This is a genomic window from Variovorax multivorans (assembly GCF_051216835.1).
Lineage (GTDB): Bacteria > Pseudomonadota > Gammaproteobacteria > Burkholderiales > Burkholderiaceae_C > Variovorax.
On the sequence record NZ_JBPJZL010000003.1, the window covers coordinates 651,140 to 666,316 of the forward strand.

Here is a 15,177-nt window from a genome sequence, read left to right on the forward strand (position 1 = left end):
ACATGGCGCCTCGAAAGCCACCGTCTGGCGTAGTCTTTTGTTTCCATTCGGGATAATCCGATGTGTCGGCGTCCCGGTTCCTGCTCCAATGCGTGCGGGAGTTGTTCCGGGCGCCCAAGAACGCGCCGCCCTCGAAGGAGCACAGCAGTGAGCACTGTCATTCCCGGCTTCTCGCACAGCAGCGTTGAACGGCTGTGCGACTACGAACTGCCGGAACCGCCCGCCACCCTTTTCCAGACCTCTCCGCTGGAGCCCGACGGCCCCGAGAAGCTCGCGCTGGCTTGGTGGCTATGGATGGACGACGTGGGCAAGAGCATGCTTCGGCACTACGACGTCTGGCGCGAGCAACTCGGCCATACGTCGAACGACTCCAGCCGCAAGGGCTGACCGGCCTGCCCGACCGGCTCAGGCCGCGATGGCTTCGCGCTGCGGCGTCGCCTTCGTCGGCACGGGCATGTGCTGCGCCCAGTCGATGATTTCCAGCGTGCCGTCGGCATGCTCGGCCAGTGCCGTCAGGCTCTCGACCCAGTCGCCGTCGTTGCAGTAGAGGATGCCGTCGATGTCGCGCATCTCTGCATGGTGAATGTGGCCGCAGACCACGCCCTGTGCACCGCGCTTGCGGGCTTCACGGGCCACGGCCACTTCGAAGTCGCCCACGTAGCTCACCGCGCGCTTGACCTTGCCCTTGAGGTACTTGGACAGCGACCAGTACGGCAACCCCATGCGCGCACGCAGCGAGTTGAGGTGGCGGTTGAGCTTGAGCGTGAACTCGTAGAGCGAATCGCCCACGTAGGCGAGCCACTTGGCGCACTGGATGACGCCGTCGAACAGGTCGCCGTGGATGATCCAGAGTTTGCGGCCGTCGGCCGTCTCGTGGATCCATTCTTCGGCCACGTCGATGCCGCCGAAGTTGTGATGCAGGTACTTGCGGGCGAACTCGTCGTGGTTGCCCGGGATGAAGATCACGCGCGTGCCCTTGCGCGCCTTGCGCAGCAGCTTCTGGATCACGTCGTTGTGCGCCTGCGGCCAGTACCAGTGGCGCTTGAGCTGCCACCCGTCGATGATGTCGCCAACCAGGAACAGGGTCTCGCACTCGGTGTGCTTCAGGAAATCGAGCAGCGCACGAGCCTGGCAACCGGGCGTGCCCAGGTGCAGATCGGAGATCCAGAGGGTGCGGAATTGCAGGGGTGGACGTACGCGATCGTCGTCCTCGGGGTCGAGGGCCCGGGTCGCGGTGTCGTGCCATGCACGAAGGAAGGCGTCGTCGCGTTGCATGGACGGGTAGGCTCCCACCGCCACGTGACCATACGATGGCGCCTCCGTGACATCCCGGTGACTTGTGGTCCGACGGCAACGCCACAATCGCGCGATGCGCCCCGGCCAGATCATCGTTCTCGCAACTCCCGTTTTCTTCCTGCTGATCGCAATCGAATTCGCGGTCGGCCGCGTGCGCGCGCGACGCGGCACGGGGCAAGACACCTATCGCCTCGCCGACGCAGTGAACAGCATCGGCCTGGGCATGCTGAGCCAGATCAGCGCGGTGCTCACGGGGCTGCTGCGCATCGGCATCTATACGGCCGTGTATTCGGCGGTGGCGCTGTTTCCGCAAGAGGCGGCGCGCGACTTCTGGACGACGTGGTACGGCTGGCTGCTGGCGCTGGTGTTCTACGACTTCTGCTACTACTGGCTGCACCGCATGGGCCACGAGTCGGCCATCCTGTGGGCGGCGCACGTGGTGCATCACCAGAGCCAGCACTACAACCTGTCGACCGCGCTGCGGCAGACCTCGAGCGGCGCACTGCTGGGCTGGGTGTTCTACCTGCCGATGGCGGTGGCGGGCGTGCCGCCGCTGGTGTTCGGCGTGGTGGCGCTGGTCGACCTGCTCTACCAGTTCTGGGTGCACACCGAGCAGGTGGGCAAGCTGGGCTGGTTCGACCGCTGGTTCTGCTCGCCGTCGAACCACCGCGTGCACCACGCGGTGAACGACAAGTACCTCGACCGCAACTACGGCGGCATCCTGATCGTGTGGGACCGGATGTTCGGCAGCTTCCGCGAGGAAGACGAACGCTGCGTGTACGGCACGCGCGGCGAGCTGCGCAGCTGGGACCCGCTGTGGGCCAACGCCGAGGTGTACTGGGCGCTGGCGAAGGATTCATGGCATGCGCGCAGCTGGGCCGACAAGCTGCTCGTGTGGTTCAAGCCACCGGGCTGGCGGCCCACGGACGTGGCGGCGCGATTTCCGAAACCAGCCTTCGACATTTCCAAGGTGACGCGCTACGAACCGGTGGTGAGCCGGGCCGTGCAGTGGTTCGCGGGCGCGCAGTTCATGCTGATGCTGGCGGGGGCCATATTCTTCCTGTGGTTCTCCGACACCATGCCGCTGCCGCAGGCCGCCGTCTGGCTGGCCGCGCTGACGGCGAGCCTGTGGGCCATTGGCGGCGTGCTGCAGGGGCGGTTGTCGATGACCGAGGTGCTGCTGATCGAGGCAGCGGCCCTGGCCACGGCCAGCGCGGCGCTGGGCATTGGCTGGCTGCACCTCGTCTTCAAGCCGCTGGCCCTGTCGATCGCGATCTTCTTCGCCGCGCGGCGGGCGGTGGCGGCGGGTGCCGTAACGATCTTCGACGGACTGCTGCTGACGGGGCTGGTGACCTCGCTAGCGGGCGACGTGTTGCTGATGGGGCCGGCCAAGCTGTTCGTGCCCGGGCTCGTGTGCTTCCTGCTGGCGCACCTGGCGTACATCGCGCTGTTCCGCATCGGGGTCGGCCTGTTTCCGCGCCGCGGCGTGCTCGCGGCAACGCTGCTGATCGGCGGGGGGATGTACGCGTTTCTCTGGCAAGGCGGGCTGCCCGTCGCCCTGCGGGTGCCGGTCGGCGTCTATGTGATCGTGATCGCCTGCATGGCGGCGCAAGCCATCGGGCGAGCCGCCGTGCTGCGCAGCGCGGACCCGTCCGCGCCGTGGGTGGCGGTGGGCGCGTGCTTCTTCATGCTGAGCGATTCGCTGCTGGCGACAAACCGTTTCGTGTCACCGCTGCCGCTGGCGTCGCTGTGGGTGCTGGCGACCTACTACGCGGCGCAGATTCTGATCGTGCGGCACACGCGGCCTGCGGGAAGAACAAGGAGCTAGTCGACGCAGCGCTGGATTTCCACCGTGGAGTGGCGAATCTCCTCGTGCATCGAGAAGCACGCCCGCACCTCGTCCGCCGTCAGCGTCATGGAATGCGTCACCACCGTGAGCGCACAGGCGTACGCATCACGCCCCACCCGCCACACGTGCAGATCGGCCACGCGCGTTTCCGAATCGGCCAGCGTCGTCTCGACGCCTTCGCGGATCTCTTGCGTCACCGGGTGGTCCATCTCGCGGTCAAGCAGCACCTTGCCGGTTTCCTTCAGCAGCCCCTTGGCCCAGACCGCCACCAGCACCGCGCCGACGATGCCCATCGCCGGATCGAGCCAGGCCCAGCCATAGAACCAGCCGCCCAGCAGCGCCGCGATGGCCAGCACCGAAGTGGCTGCGTCGGCGACGACGTGCATGTAGGCGGAACGCAGGTTCAAGTCGTGGCCATGGTCGTCGTGCTCATGGGCGTGACCGTGGTCATGCCCGTGATGATGGTGATGCGCCCCACCCAGCAACCGCGCACAGACCAGGTTGACCACCAGCCCCAGCACCGCGACCGAGATGGCTTCGGGGTAGTGAATGGCCGAAGGCGACCACAGCCGCTCCAGCGAGCCCACCACCATCAGCGCCGCAATGCCCAACAGCACCAGCGCGCTGGCAAAGCCGCCGAGCACTTCGATCTTCCAGGTGCCGAAGGCAAAGCGCGGATCGCGCGCGTAGCGCCGCGCAGCCGCATAGGCAAAGGCGCTCAGGCCGATGGCCAGCGCATGCGAGCTCATGTGCCAGCCGTCGGCCAGCAGCGCCATCGAGTTGAACCACCAGCCGGCACCGATCTCGACGACCATCATCGCGGCGGTGATCCACATCACGAGGCGCGTGCTGCGCTCGGCGGAGGCGGTGTCGGCGCCGAAATGGTGGTCGTGCTGCCAGGCGCTCAGGTCATGGGTGTGCATGTGTCTTCAGGCTCCGAAGAGGTCTTGTCCGTCAGAACGGCTCGAAGGCGGCGTCACGCCCAGGTGGCGGTACGCCGCCAACGTGGCGATGCGCCCGCGCGGCGTGCGCTGCAGGTAGCCCTGCTGGATGAGGTAGGGCTCGATCACGTCCTCGATGGTGTCGCGCTCCTCGCCGATGCTGGCCGCCACGTTGTCGAGGCCCACCGGGCCGCCGTCGAAACGGTGGATGACGGCCTCAAGCAGCTTGCGGTCCATCAGGTCGAAGCCCTGCGGATCGACGTCGAGCATGGCCAGTGCCTTGTGCGCAATTTCTTCGGTGATGCGGCCATTGCCCTTGACCTCGGCGTAGTCGCGCACGCGGCGCAGCAGGCGGTTGGCAATGCGGGGCGTACCGCGCGAACGGCGGGCGATCTCGAAGCCGCCGGTTTCGTCGGTCTCCACCTTGAGCAGGCGGGCGCTGCGGGTCACGATCAGCGCCAGCTCTTCGGGCGTGTAGAACTCCAGCCGCGCGACGATGCCGAAGCGGTCGCGCAGCGGGTTGGTCAGCATGCCGGCGCGGGTGGTGGCGCCCACCAGGGTGAAGGGCTGCAGGTCGAGCTTGATGCTGCGCGCCGCGGGGCCCTCGCCGATCATGATGTCGATCTGGTAGTCCTCCAGCGCGGGGTACAGGATTTCCTCGACGACCGGGCTCAAGCGGTGGATCTCGTCGATGAAAAGCACATCGTTCGGCTCCAGGTTGGTCAGCAGCGCCGCCAGGTCCTTGGGCTTCTCGAGCACGGGGCCGGAGGTCTGGCGCAGGTTGACGCCCAGCTCGGCCGCGATGATGTGCGACAGCGTGGTCTTGCCCAGGCCCGGCGGGCCGAACAGCAGCACGTGGTCGAGCGCCTCTTTGCGCTTGCGCGCGGCGCCGATGAAGATTTCGAGCTGCTCGCGCACCTTGGCCTGGCCGACGTATTCGTCGAGCAGCTTGGGGCGCAGGGCCCGTTCGATCGCCTCTTCGTTGGGCGATGCGGGGGCTGCGGACACCACGCGTTGGGGGGCGGGCGCGAAGTCGTCTGTCTGGATGGTCATTGGGTAAGGGTCTGCGTCGGCAAGTTTAGTCCTTGGGCCAGACTGGCAGAATGCTTCGGCACATAACAAACGAGGGGAAGCCAGCACGTGTCGATCTACGAACTGAAGCCGCGTTTCCAGGCCCTGCTGCGGCCGCTGGTGGTCCGCCTGCATGCGATGGGCGTCACAGCCAACCAGGTCACGATGGCGGCATGCGTCGTTTCGGTCGCGCTCGGGCTCTGGCTCTTCTTCGCGGCGCCCTCGCTGGCGGCCTTCGGGCTCATTCCGTTGTGGATGTTCCTGCGCATGGCCTTCAACGCCATCGACGGCATGCTGGCGCGCGAACACAACCAGCAGAGCAGGCTGGGCGCCTTTCTCAACGAACTGACCGACGTGGTCTCCGACGCGGCGCTGTACCTGCCCTTTGCACTGGTGCTGCCTTTCAGCGGCTTCTGGGTCGGCACGGTGATCGTGCTGGCCGGGCTGAGCGAATTCGCCGGCGCGCTTGGCCCCACGGTGGGCGCCTCGCGCCGCTACGACGGCCCGCTGGGCAAGAGCGACCGGGCCTTCGTGTTCGGCGCGCTCGGCCTCTACGTGGCGCTGGGCTTGCCGCTGCCGGGCTGGACAGCCTGGCTGATGCCGCTGCTTGCAGTGCTGGTGGCCTGGACCACCGTCAACCGCATCCGCCGCGCACTGGCCGAGGCCGACGCCGCAGGCCGCCACTGAACAAGCTCCTACAAGATTTCACAGGGATTCAATGAACGACACCACTCCACGCGCTCCGAACGAGCTTCATTTCCAGACGCACGACGGCGAATCTCTTTTCTACCGCCACTGGCCGGCCACCGGCGCCACGCGGCGCGGCGCCATCGTGCTGTTCCATCGCGGCCATGAACACGGTGCGCGCATGGCGCACCTGGTCGACGAGCTGAACCTGCCCGACTTCGACTTCTTCGCCTGGGACGCCCGCGGCCATGGCCGCTCGCCCGGGCAGCGCGGCTACAGCCCGAGCTTCGGCACTTCGGTGCGCGACGTGCAGACCTTCGTGCAGCACATCGGCACGGCGCACGGCGTGCCCGAGCAGGACATCCACGTGGTCGCGCAGAGCGTGGGCGCGGTGCTGATCGCCACCTGGGCGCACGACTACGCGCCCAAGGTACGCGGCCTCACACTCGCCTCGCCGGCCTTCAAGGTCAAGCTCTACGTGCCGTTCGCACGCGCCGGGCTCGGGCTGATGCACAAGCTGCGCGGCCTGTTCTTCGTCAACAGCTACGTGAAGGCGAAGTTCCTCACGCACGACCCGCAGCGCATCGCCAGCTACGAGAGCGATCCGCTGATCTCGCGGCCCATCGCGGTCAACATCCTGCTGGGCCTGTACGAGGCCGCCGACCGCGTGGTGGCCGACGCCAACGCGATCACGCTGCCAGTGCAGCTGCTCATTTCGGGCGCCGACTGGGTGGTGCACCACAAGCCGCAGCACCAGTTCTTCGAGCGGCTGGGCAGCGCAGTGAAGACCAAGACGGAGCTGCCGGGCTTCTTCCACGACACCCTGGGCGAGAAAGACCGGGCGCCGGCCGTGGCCTCGATCCGCGAATTCATCCTGCAGCGCTTCGACGAGCCCGCCGTGCCGGTGGACCGCCGCGAGGCGCACCTGAGCGGCGACACGGCCGACGAGTCGCGCGCGCTGGCCGAGCCGCTGTCGCCCCTGTCGCCGCGCGGCGCCTACTGGGCCATGACCCGCGCGAGCCTGAAGCTGGGCGGCACGATGTCCGAGGGCATCAAGCTCGGCCATGCCACCGGCTTCGACTCGGGCAGCACGCTCGACTACGTGTACCGCAACCATCCGCAGGGCAGCTCGGCCATCGGCCGCTCCATCGACAAGACCTACCTGGACTCCATCGGCTGGCGCGGCATACGCCAACGCAAGATCCACGTCGAAGAGCTGCTGCGCATCGCGATGGAACGCCTGGCCGACATGCACCGCGAGGTGCGCGTGATGGACATCGCCGCCGGCCACGGCCGCTACGTGCTCGACGCGGTGCTGGCCAGCCCCGTCAAGGCCAGCTCCATCCTGCTGCGCGACTACAGCGACATCAACGTGCGCGATGGCCGGGCGCTCATCGCCGAGAAGGGCCTGGAAGACGTCGCCCAATTCGTGCAAGCCGATGCCTTCGACCGCATGAGCCTCGCGAGCGTATTGCCGCGGCCCACGCTGGCCGTGGTGTCGGGCCTGTACGAGCTGTTCCCCGACAACGAAATGGTGCGCCGCTCGCTCGCGGGCGTGGGCGACGCGGTGGAAGACCGCGGCTACCTCGTCTACACCGGGCAGCCCTGGCATCCGCAGCTCGAGATGATCGCGCGCGCCCTCACCAGCCACCGCCAGGGCGAGGCCTGGGTGATGCGGCGCCGCACGCAGTACGAGATGGACCAGCTGGTGGAAGAAGCGGGCTTCCGCAAGATCGACCAGCGGGTCGACGAGTGGGGCATCTTCACGGTGTCGCTGGCAGTGCGCGTCACGCAATGACCGCCTGGCTGGCGCAACGGCCCTGGAAGCGCGCCGCCGCATGGCTGGTGTTTCTGGGGCCGCTGTTCTACGCGACCTATGGCTTCGCCAACTGGTGGGCGACCACGCGGGCGAACGTGCCGTCGATGGCTTTCGAGTGGGAGCGGCAGGTGCCGTTCTGGCCGTGGACGATCTTTCCGTACTGGACGATCAACGTCTTCTATGCGCTGTCGCTGTTCCTGGCGCGTAGCAGGCACACGCTCGACCGGCACGCGCTGCGGCTGGTGACGGCCACGCTCATCGCCTGCAGCTGCTTCATCCTCTGGCCGCTGCACTTCAGCTTCGGGCAACCGCCGGTCGATGGGGCGCCGGCTTTCCTGTTCAACGCGCTGCGCGGGTTCGACCAGCCGTTCAACCAGGCGCCTTCGCTGCACATCGCGCTGGCCGTGATCCTGTGGGACTGGTACCGCCAGTTCATCCGGCCCCTCTGGGCGCGGCTGGTGCTGCATGTGTGGGCCTTCGCCATCTGCGCGTCGGTGCTCACGACGTGGCAGCACCACTTCATCGACATTCCGACCGGCGCGCTGCTCGGCCTGTTTTGCGTGTGGCTGTGGCCGCTGGAGCGCGTGGTGTCGATGCCGCGTGCGTGGCGCATCACGCGCGACTCGCAGCGCTGGAAGCTCGCGGGTTTCTACGCAGTGGGCGCGGCGCTGTTCCTGGCGGCCGCGCTGTACGGCGGTGGCGTCGCGCTGTGGCTCGCATGGCCGGCCGCGTCGCTCGCGCTGGTGGCGTTGAACTACATCGGCTTCGGCGCACGCGGTTTCCAGATGGACGGCCACGGCCGCATGGGTTGGGCGGCACGCTGGATGCTGGCGCCCTACCGGCTCGGCGCCGCCGTCAACGCCTGGCTCTGGACGCGCAAGCTCCCCGCCTCGGTCGAAGTGGTGCCGGGCCTGCGGCTGGGCCGCCGGCCGACGCACGCCGAGTGGCTGGCCGCCGGACAGCCCCGTCTGGTGAGCCTGTGCGCCGAGCTGCAGATGCCGGCGGGCGTTATGCCGCATGCGCGCTGCGTGCCGCTGCTCGACCTGACGGTGCCGCCAACCGTGCGCCTGCAGCGCGCGGCGGCCGTCATCGAGGGCCAGCGCCGGAACGCGGACGGTGCCACAGTGTGGGTCTGCTGCGCGCTCGGCTTCTCGCGCAGCGCTGCGGCGGCAATCGCCTGGCTGGGCCGCTACGGCCCGGCCGGCGGCGTCGCCCAGGCCGAAGACACGATGCGCCGCGCACGGCCGCAGATCGTGCTGCGGGGGGCCTGGCGGGTGTCACTGGAGCCGTTCAAACCTTTGCCGGAGGTACCGCCCCATGACCGATGACAACGACCGAACCACCTGCGCCGCACTGGCCGGCCTGCTGCGCGCCATCGCGCTGCTGGGCCTCTGGGGCTTTGCGCTCACCTGCATCTCGGCGCTGGTGCTCGCGCTGACGCTGCGCTCGCTCTCGACCACTGCCACCATGGGCTTCGGCGCGGTCGTGATCCTCGGCGCGCTGGAGCGCTACTTCGCGTTCCGGCTGCGCTTCGACGAGGCGCTGTTCGACGGACTCGCGCGCAACACCGTCGCTTCGCTCGATGCGCTGGACAAGGCACTCTCCGCCCTGGGACTGCGCGAGCCACCGCCGTCGCAACACAACACCACGCGCCCGCTCGACGACCGCGTACAGGGCACCCGACAGCTCATGCAGCGCCACGCCATCGTGGTCGCGTGCCAGAGCGCCTTGTTCCTCCTTGCCTTGATGACACAGGACCTCTCTTGACCGAAGAAAACAACAAGAACAACGACAAGCCTGAAAGCACCGTGCTGCGGCGCGGGCTCGCCATCGTGGCCGGCAAGCTGATCATCGGCGCGGCCGGGCTGCTGACCGGGGTGCGCGCCATCTGGTCGGGCACCACGCCGAAGGCCGAGCAGACGCTGTACTTCGCCAACCACACGAGCCACGGCGACTTCGTACTGCTGTGGGCCACGCTGCCACCCGACCTGCGCGCGCTCACGCGGCCGGTGGCCGGGCAGGACTACTGGATGGCATCGAAGACGCGCCAGTTCATCGGTGCCGACGTGTTCAATGCGCTGATGATCCGCCGCGACGGCTCGGGCCAGGGCGAGAACCCGGTCGAGCAGATGAAGGAGGCGCTGGATGCCGGCGACTCGCTCATCATGTTCCCCGAGGGCACGCGCAACACGGGCGACGAAATCCTGCTGCCGCTGAAGAGCGGCCTCTTCCATCTGGCGCGCGCCTGCCCCAACGTACGGCTGGTACCGGTGTGGATCGAGAACCTGAAGCGCGTGCTGCCCAAGGGCACGCTGGTGCCGATTCCGCTGGCCTGCACGGTGCGCTACGGCGCGCCGATCAAGCTGGCAGAGGGTGAGGACAAGAACACCTTCATCGCTCGCGCGCGCACGGCGATGCTCGACCTGCGCCCCGAATACGACCGCATCGAACAACAAAACGGACAAAGCAACGGAGGGAGCGCCTCGTGATCGAACTCTCTCCTTTCGCGTGGACCACGCTCAAGCTTTTCGGCGGCGTGGCCGGCGTGCTGATACTGGCCTCGGCCATCGGCGCACTGCTCAAGTGGCGCGTGGCGCACGGCCAGCCGCATTCGGTGATCGACAACCTCAACTCGCGCGTCAATGCGTGGTGGGTGATGGTGGCGGTGATCGGCATTGCCTTTGCCTTTGGCAAGGGCGGCGTGATCGTGCTGTTCTATCTGATCTCGTTCTATGCGCTGCGCGAATTCATCAGCCTGGCCTATACGCGGCGCGGCGACCATGCGCCGATCGCGCTGGCTTTCTACCTCGCGCTGCCAGGACAGTATTTCCTGATCTGGATCGACTGGTACGGGCTCTACGCGATCTACATCCCGGTCTATGCCTTCCTGCTGCTGCCCATCCTGGCGGCGGTCGGCGGCGACACGCGCCGCTTCCTGGAGCGCACCTCGAAGATCCAGTGGGGGCTGATGGTGTGCGTGTTCTGCATCAGCCACGTGCCGGCCCTGCTCACGCTGCAGATTCCTGGCTTCGAAGGCCGCAACCTGCTGCTGATCGCGTTCCTGGTGATCGTGGTGCAAGGCAGCGACGTGCTGCAGTACGTGTGGGGCAAGCTCTTCGGCAAGCGCAAGGTGGCGCCCGAGCTGTCGCCCTCCAAGACCTGGGAAGGCCTGATCGGCGGCGTGGCGAGCGCCACCGCGCTGGGCGCGGCGCTGTACTGGGCCACGCCGTTCAACCCGTGGCAGGCCGCACTGATGGCGCTCACGATCTGCCTGATGGGCTTCTTCGGCGGCCTCGTGATGTCGGCCATCAAGCGCGATCGCGGCGTGAAAGACTGGGGCTCGATGATCGAGGGCCACGGCGGCATGCTCGATCGGCTCGACTCGGTGATCTTTGCAGCACCCATCTACTTCCACGCGCTGCGCTACTGGTGGGTGCCATGACCACGAAGACGGCGGAGCGCATTCCGCACGACACGCCAGTCGAGTGCACCAACGCCGCATCGTGGACGCGCTGGCTCAAGCGCCACCACACGACCGCCGCCGGCGTATGGCTTCGCATCGCGAAGAAGGACAGCGGCATCGCCTCCATCGACCACCCCGCCGCACTCGAGGAAGCGCTGTGCTATGGCTGGATCGACGGCCAGCGCAAGAGCGATGACGCGCAGTATTTCCTGCAACGCTTCACGCCGCGCACCAAGCGCAGCATCTGGTCGCAGATCAACCGCACCAAGGTGCTCAAGCTCATCGACGAAGGCCGCATGCAGCCGGCCGGACTGGCCGAGATCGAGCGCGCGAAAGCCGACGGGCGCTGGGACGCGGCTTACGAAGCCGCGAGCGTGGCGACGGTGCCGCCCGATCTGCAGGCCGCGCTGGATGCGAACAAGAAAGCTGCGAAGTTCTTCGCGACGCTGGATGCGCGCAACCGCTTTGCGGTGCTGTTCCGTACGCAGGGGGCGAAGAAGCCTGAAACCCGGGCACGCCGCATCGAGAAGTTCGTCGAGATGCTGGCGAAGGGCGAAAAGATCTACCCCTGAGCGGCGAGAGTTTCGTTCCGGGGTGCGTGCGAATGACACCGGGCGGCGTGAGCGCGCCCCGGAGAACAGCGCTCACTTAGCCAACGACTTCAACGCCATCTTGATCCCCTCGCTCACCGTCGCATCCTTCGGCAGCGCCTTGAGCGCAAGCGCAGCCTCCTTGTCGCTGTACCCCAGCGCGACCAGCGCCTGAAGAATGTCAGCCTGCGCATCGGAAGCCGCATGCGCCGGCAGGCCGATGTCAGCACCCAGCTTGCCCTTGAGCTCCAGCAGCAGCCGCTCGGCGGTCTTCTTGCCGATGCCCGGAATCTTCACGAGCCGTCCGAGCTCCTGCGTCGTGATCGCCTGCGAAAGCTCGCCCACGCTCATGCCCGAGAGCAGGCCCAGCGCGGTGCGCGGCCCCACGCCGGTGATCTTGATGAGCTGGCGGAAAGCCGCCCTTTCCTCCGCCGTGCCGAAGCCGTAGAGAATCTGCGCGTCCTCGCGCACGACGAAGTGCGTGAGCAGGGAGACTTTCGCGCCGAGGTTCGGCAGGTTGTAGAACGTGCTCATCGGCACGTCGACCTCATAGCCGACTCCGTTGCAATCCACAACCACCTGCGGCGGATTGCGTTCGGCCAGCGTGCCGGTCAGTTTGCCTATCATGGGTGCCCTTTTTCCTTGAAATGTCCGGCGTGATTCTGCGACACACCTTTACCCCACTGAACAATTCGCGCCTCGGCCACCTGTGCGGACCTCTGGACGCCCACCTGCGCCGCATCGAAGAAGCGCTGGGCGTGAAGATCGCGCACCGCCACGAACAGTTCAAGGTCGACGGCCCCAAGGCCTCCGCGCAGCGCGCAATGGACGTACTGCAGGCGCTGTACGAAATTGCCCAGCGGCCCATCGACGCTGCCGTGGTGCAGCTCACGCTGGCCGGCGACGGCGGCATGCTCGATGGCGACGACGACATAGCGATGCTCGTCACCCGTCGCACCGACCTGCGCGCACGCACGCCCACGCAGGCGGTGTACCTCGACAACATCGCCAAGCACGACATCACCTTCGGCATCGGCCCGGCCGGCACCGGCAAGACCTATCTCGCTGTGGCCTGCGCGGTCGATGCGCTGGAGCGCGCCGCCGTGCAGCGCATCGTGCTGACGCGGCCCGCGGTGGAAGCAGGCGAGCGGCTGGGCTTTCTGCCGGGCGACCTGACGCAGAAGGTCGACCCGTACCTGCGCCCGCTGTACGACGCACTCTACGACCTGATGGGCTACGAAAAGGTGCAGAAGGCCTTCGAACGCAACGCGCTCGAAATCGCGCCGCTGGCCTTCATGCGCGGGCGCACGCTGAACAACGCTTTCGTGATCCTCGACGAGGCGCAGAACACCACGCCCGAGCAGATGAAGATGTTCCTCACGCGCATCGGCTTCGGCGCGCGCGCGGTGGTGACGGGCGACGTGAGCCAGATCGACCTGCCCAAGCAGCAGTTGAGCGGGCTGATCGACGCGGAGCGCGTGCTCAAGCGCGTGAACGGCATCGCCATGACGCACTTCACGAGCGTGGACGTGGTGCGCCACCCGCTGGTGGCGAAGATCGTCGATGCCTATGACGGGCAACGCAAGCGTGCGGGAGCTCGCTGAGATGGCCGCATCCGCACTTCCGGCACTTTCGCTCTCGCTGCAGTTCGGGCGCTTCAAGGGCGTGGAGCGCCATCGCGCCGCATTGCCGCGCCACAGCGTGACGCGATGGATTCGCCATGCGCTCGACATCGACGGCGAGATCACCGTGCGCATCGTCGACGCCGATGAAGGCCAGCGCCTGAACCGCGAGTTTCGCGGCAAGGACTACGCGACCAACGTGCTGACCTTCGACTACGCGCAAAGCCCGCTCGTGATGGCCGACCTGGTGCTGTGCGCGCCGGTGGTGGCGCGCGAGGCAAAGGAAAACCGCAAGACGCTGGCCGATCACTACGCGCACCTGCTGGTGCACGGCACGCTGCATGCCCAAGGCTGGGATCACGAGACCAGCGAGGCCGACGCCGACGAGATGGAAGCGTACGAAATCGAGATTCTTGCGGGCCTGGGCATTCGCAGCCCGTACGGCAAATAGATAAGCGGCCGCCGCCGCTACGCCGTCATCTGCAGCGGGATGGTGACGGGCCCGTCGTTCAGCAGATGCACCTGCATGTCGGCACCGAACTCGCCGGTGGCCACCACCGGGTGCGCGGCGCGCGCCTGCGCCACGAAGTATTCGTAGAGCCGACGCCCTTCGTCGGGCGGCGCGGCCTGGGTGAAGCTGGGTCGGTTGCCGCCGCTCGCGTCGGCCGCCAGCGTGAACTGGCTCACCACCAGCAGGCCGCCGCCGATGTCCTGCACGCTGCGGTTCATCTTGCCGGCCTCGTCCGAGAAGATGCGCAGCTTGAGGATCTTGGCGAGCATGCGGTCGGCGAGCGCGTCGATGTCGCCACGCTCCGCGCACAGCAGCACGAGCAGGCCCGCGTCGATGGCGCCGACGGTGCTGCCGGCAATGTCGACGCGTGCATTCGCCACGCGTTGGAGAACAGCTTTCATAGGGGGTGATGTTCGCCGGCCTGGGTGGCGCGGGCTTCCATGGTCAGGGGCAGGAGCTGGATCGTCACGCGCAGGCCGGGCACGGCGTCCATCAGGGCCTGCTCCAGTTGGTCGCGCATGCTGGCGGCGTGCTGCAGGGTCCAGTCGCCGGGCACGTGCATGTGCAGGTCGGCGAAGCGGCGCTGGCCGGCGCTGCGGGTCACCATGTCGTCGAAGCGCAGCCGCGTGCCTTCGGGCATGCGGGCGGCAAAGGCGTCGAGCGTGCCGCGCACGGTTGCGAGGGTTTCAGGGTCGAGGGCTTCGTCCATCAGGCCCTGCGATGAGCGCCACACCAGCTTGACGCCCTCCCGCACGATGTTCAGCGCCACGCCGATGGCCAGCAGCGGGTCGAGCCAGAGCCAGCCGCTGAGCTGCACGCCGACGATGCCGATCACCACGGCGGCGGAGGTCCAGACATCGGTCATCAGGTGGCGGCCGTCGGCCTCCAGCGCGATCGATCGGTGCGTGCGTGCCGCGCGGAAGAGCAGAAAAGCCAGCCCCGCGTTAAAGCCCGAGCTGAGCACCGACAGCGCCAGGCCCCAGCCCAGTTGCTCCAGCGGTTGCGGCGACAACAGGCGCTGGATGGACACCCAGAGGATCGCAATGGCCGCGCCAACGATCAGGATGCCTTCGAAGCCCGAGGAAAAGTACTCGGCCTTGTGGTGGCCGTAGGGGTGGTCGTCGTCGGCGGGCCGCTCGGCGATGGTCACCATGGCCAGCGCGAACATGGCGCTCGCCAGGTTCACGAAGGACTCCATGGCGTCCGAGATCAGGCCCATCGAATTCGTCATGTAGCCGGCCAGCCCCTTGAGCACGATCGTGATCAAAGCCACGGCAACGGACACGCGCAGCAGCGTCTTTGGGGTAAACGTCATGCAAGAACCATAG

General features: G+C 67.4%; 17 protein-coding genes. 11 read left to right on the forward strand and 6 right to left on the reverse strand.

The genetic code is table 11. From position 1 onward, the window contains the following. The first annotated feature begins 147 nt into the window (after nucleotides 1–147). Entirely contained in the window at nucleotides 148–387 is a 240-nt protein-coding gene (locus tag ACSFCA_RS10100; RefSeq protein ID WP_258352846.1) for a hypothetical protein, read from the forward strand. Nucleotides 388–405: 18 nt separating this feature from the next. On the opposite strand, the gene ACSFCA_RS10105 is transcribed toward ACSFCA_RS10100, so the two are convergent. Next, nucleotides 406–1,275 carry a UDP-2,3-diacylglucosamine diphosphatase gene (locus tag ACSFCA_RS10105; RefSeq protein WP_258352845.1) on the reverse strand — a complete coding sequence of 290 codons (870 nt, stop codon included), beginning with the start codon at nucleotides 1,273–1,275 and terminating at the stop codon, nucleotides 406–408. A 94-nt stretch (nucleotides 1,276–1,369) separates the two neighbouring features. Here ACSFCA_RS10105 and ACSFCA_RS10110 point away from each other — a divergent pair, with 94 nt between their 5' ends. After that, nucleotides 1,370–3,124: a lysoplasmalogenase family protein gene (locus ACSFCA_RS10110; protein ID WP_435459085.1), complete on the forward strand. Its 1,755-nt coding sequence runs from the start codon at nucleotides 1,370–1,372 to the stop codon at nucleotides 3,122–3,124. Here the strand turns inward: ACSFCA_RS10110 and dmeF are convergent. Both dmeF and ruvB read right to left on the reverse strand, forming a co-directional pair. After that, nucleotides 3,121–4,068: a CDF family Co(II)/Ni(II) efflux transporter DmeF gene (dmeF, locus tag ACSFCA_RS10115; protein ID WP_435459084.1), complete on the reverse strand. Its 948-nt coding sequence runs from the start codon at nucleotides 4,066–4,068 to the stop codon at nucleotides 3,121–3,123. The two genes, ACSFCA_RS10110 and dmeF, sit on opposite strands and share 4 nt — an antisense overlap. Before the next feature lie 6 nt (nucleotides 4,069–4,074). Next, a complete protein-coding gene (ruvB, locus tag ACSFCA_RS10120; protein WP_093056682.1) occupies nucleotides 4,075–5,139 on the reverse strand; it encodes a Holliday junction branch migration DNA helicase RuvB in 1,065 nt (354 codons plus the stop codon). Nucleotides 5,140–5,226: 87 nt separating this feature from the next. Between ruvB and ACSFCA_RS10125 the strand changes: the two genes are divergently transcribed. Genes ACSFCA_RS10125 through ACSFCA_RS10155 form a run of 7 tightly spaced genes read left to right on the forward strand, consistent with a single transcriptional unit; the run spans nucleotide 5,227 to nucleotide 11,698 of the window. Then, nucleotides 5,227–5,844: a CDP-alcohol phosphatidyltransferase family protein gene (locus ACSFCA_RS10125; protein ID WP_258352842.1), complete on the forward strand. Its 618-nt coding sequence runs from the start codon at nucleotides 5,227–5,229 to the stop codon at nucleotides 5,842–5,844. 31 nt (nucleotides 5,845–5,875) lie between these two features. Next, the gene (locus ACSFCA_RS10130) at nucleotides 5,876–7,642 is read left to right on the forward strand and encodes a bifunctional alpha/beta hydrolase/class I SAM-dependent methyltransferase (RefSeq protein WP_258352841.1); all 1,767 of its coding nucleotides are present in this window, start codon (nucleotides 5,876–5,878) and stop codon (nucleotides 7,640–7,642) included. After that, a complete protein-coding gene (locus ACSFCA_RS10135) occupies nucleotides 7,639–8,991 on the forward strand; it encodes a phosphatase PAP2/dual specificity phosphatase family protein (RefSeq protein ID WP_435459083.1) in 1,353 nt (450 codons plus the stop codon). The genes ACSFCA_RS10130 and ACSFCA_RS10135 overlap by 4 nt, the downstream gene beginning before the upstream one ends. Continuing rightward, the gene (locus ACSFCA_RS10140; protein WP_435459082.1) at nucleotides 8,981–9,430 is read left to right on the forward strand and encodes a hypothetical protein; all 450 of its coding nucleotides are present in this window, start codon (nucleotides 8,981–8,983) and stop codon (nucleotides 9,428–9,430) included. The genes ACSFCA_RS10135 and ACSFCA_RS10140 overlap by 11 nt, the downstream gene beginning before the upstream one ends. Continuing rightward, nucleotides 9,427–10,152 (forward strand): lysophospholipid acyltransferase family protein, encoded by a 726-nt coding sequence (locus ACSFCA_RS10145; protein WP_435459081.1) that lies wholly within the window; start codon nucleotides 9,427–9,429, stop codon nucleotides 10,150–10,152. Before ACSFCA_RS10140 ends, ACSFCA_RS10145 begins: the two co-directional genes overlap by 4 nt. Continuing rightward, nucleotides 10,149–11,105: a phosphatidate cytidylyltransferase gene (locus ACSFCA_RS10150; RefSeq protein WP_093056687.1), complete on the forward strand. Its 957-nt coding sequence runs from the start codon at nucleotides 10,149–10,151 to the stop codon at nucleotides 11,103–11,105. Before ACSFCA_RS10145 ends, ACSFCA_RS10150 begins: the two co-directional genes overlap by 4 nt. Then, nucleotides 11,102–11,698: a YdeI/OmpD-associated family protein gene (locus ACSFCA_RS10155; protein ID WP_435459080.1), complete on the forward strand. Its 597-nt coding sequence runs from the start codon at nucleotides 11,102–11,104 to the stop codon at nucleotides 11,696–11,698. The genes ACSFCA_RS10150 and ACSFCA_RS10155 overlap by 4 nt, the downstream gene beginning before the upstream one ends. A gap of 72 nt (nucleotides 11,699–11,770) precedes the next feature. Here ACSFCA_RS10155 and ruvA read toward each other — a convergent pair whose 3' ends face one another. Next, nucleotides 11,771–12,343 carry a Holliday junction branch migration protein RuvA gene (ruvA, locus tag ACSFCA_RS10160; RefSeq protein ID WP_258352837.1) on the reverse strand — a complete coding sequence of 191 codons (573 nt, stop codon included), beginning with the start codon at nucleotides 12,341–12,343 and terminating at the stop codon, nucleotides 11,771–11,773. A gap of 20 nt (nucleotides 12,344–12,363) precedes the next feature. Between ruvA and ACSFCA_RS10165 the strand changes: the two genes are divergently transcribed. Then, on the forward strand, nucleotides 12,364–13,320 hold the full coding sequence (locus ACSFCA_RS10165; RefSeq protein WP_435459079.1) for a PhoH family protein: 957 nt from the start codon (nucleotides 12,364–12,366) through the stop codon (nucleotides 13,318–13,320). 1 nt (nucleotide 13,321) lies between these two features. Next, entirely contained in the window at nucleotides 13,322–13,789 is a 468-nt protein-coding gene (ybeY, locus tag ACSFCA_RS10170) for an rRNA maturation RNase YbeY (protein WP_093056690.1), read from the forward strand. Between the two features lie 17 nt (nucleotides 13,790–13,806). Here ybeY and dtd read toward each other — a convergent pair whose 3' ends face one another. After that, nucleotides 13,807–14,250, reverse strand: coding sequence for a D-aminoacyl-tRNA deacylase (gene dtd / locus ACSFCA_RS10175; RefSeq protein ID WP_258352835.1), 444 nt, complete (start codon nucleotides 14,248–14,250; stop codon nucleotides 13,807–13,809). Beyond that, complete coding sequence (locus ACSFCA_RS10180; protein ID WP_258352834.1) at nucleotides 14,247–15,164, reverse strand: cation diffusion facilitator family transporter; 918 nt, start codon at nucleotides 15,162–15,164, stop codon at nucleotides 14,247–14,249. The genes dtd and ACSFCA_RS10180 overlap by 4 nt, the downstream gene beginning before the upstream one ends. Nucleotides 15,165–15,177 lie beyond the last annotated feature (13 nt).

What these genes read in the sequence shown, in the direction of transcription:
- ACSFCA_RS10130 (WP_258352841.1), top strand. Translation starts at nt 5,876, where the DNA reads ATGAACGACACCACTCCACGCGCTCCGAACGAGCTTCATTTCCAGACG.
- ACSFCA_RS10155 (WP_435459080.1), top strand. Translation starts at nt 11,102, where the DNA reads ATGACCACGAAGACGGCGGAGCGCATTCCGCACGACACGCCAGTCGAG.
- ACSFCA_RS10180 (WP_258352834.1), bottom strand. Translation starts at nt 15,164, where the DNA reads ATGACGTTTACCCCAAAGACGCTGCTGCGCGTGTCCGTTGCCGTGGCT.
- ACSFCA_RS10110 (WP_435459085.1), top strand. Translation starts at nt 1,370, where the DNA reads ATGCGCCCCGGCCAGATCATCGTTCTCGCAACTCCCGTTTTCTTCCTG.
- dtd (WP_258352835.1), bottom strand. Translation starts at nt 14,250, where the DNA reads ATGAAAGCTGTTCTCCAACGCGTGGCGAATGCACGCGTCGACATTGCC.
- ACSFCA_RS10105 (WP_258352845.1), bottom strand. Translation starts at nt 1,275, where the DNA reads ATGCAACGCGACGACGCCTTCCTTCGTGCATGGCACGACACCGCGACC.
- ACSFCA_RS10140 (WP_435459082.1), top strand. Translation starts at nt 8,981, where the DNA reads ATGACCGATGACAACGACCGAACCACCTGCGCCGCACTGGCCGGCCTG.
- dmeF (WP_435459084.1), bottom strand. Translation starts at nt 4,068, where the DNA reads ATGCACACCCATGACCTGAGCGCCTGGCAGCACGACCACCATTTCGGC.
- ybeY (WP_093056690.1), top strand. Translation starts at nt 13,322, where the DNA reads ATGGCCGCATCCGCACTTCCGGCACTTTCGCTCTCGCTGCAGTTCGGG.
- ACSFCA_RS10165 (WP_435459079.1), top strand. Translation starts at nt 12,364, where the DNA reads ATGTCCGGCGTGATTCTGCGACACACCTTTACCCCACTGAACAATTCG.
- ACSFCA_RS10135 (WP_435459083.1), top strand. Translation starts at nt 7,639, where the DNA reads ATGACCGCCTGGCTGGCGCAACGGCCCTGGAAGCGCGCCGCCGCATGG.
- ruvB (WP_093056682.1), bottom strand. Translation starts at nt 5,139, where the DNA reads ATGACCATCCAGACAGACGACTTCGCGCCCGCCCCCCAACGCGTGGTG.
- ruvA (WP_258352837.1), bottom strand. Translation starts at nt 12,343, where the DNA reads ATGATAGGCAAACTGACCGGCACGCTGGCCGAACGCAATCCGCCGCAG.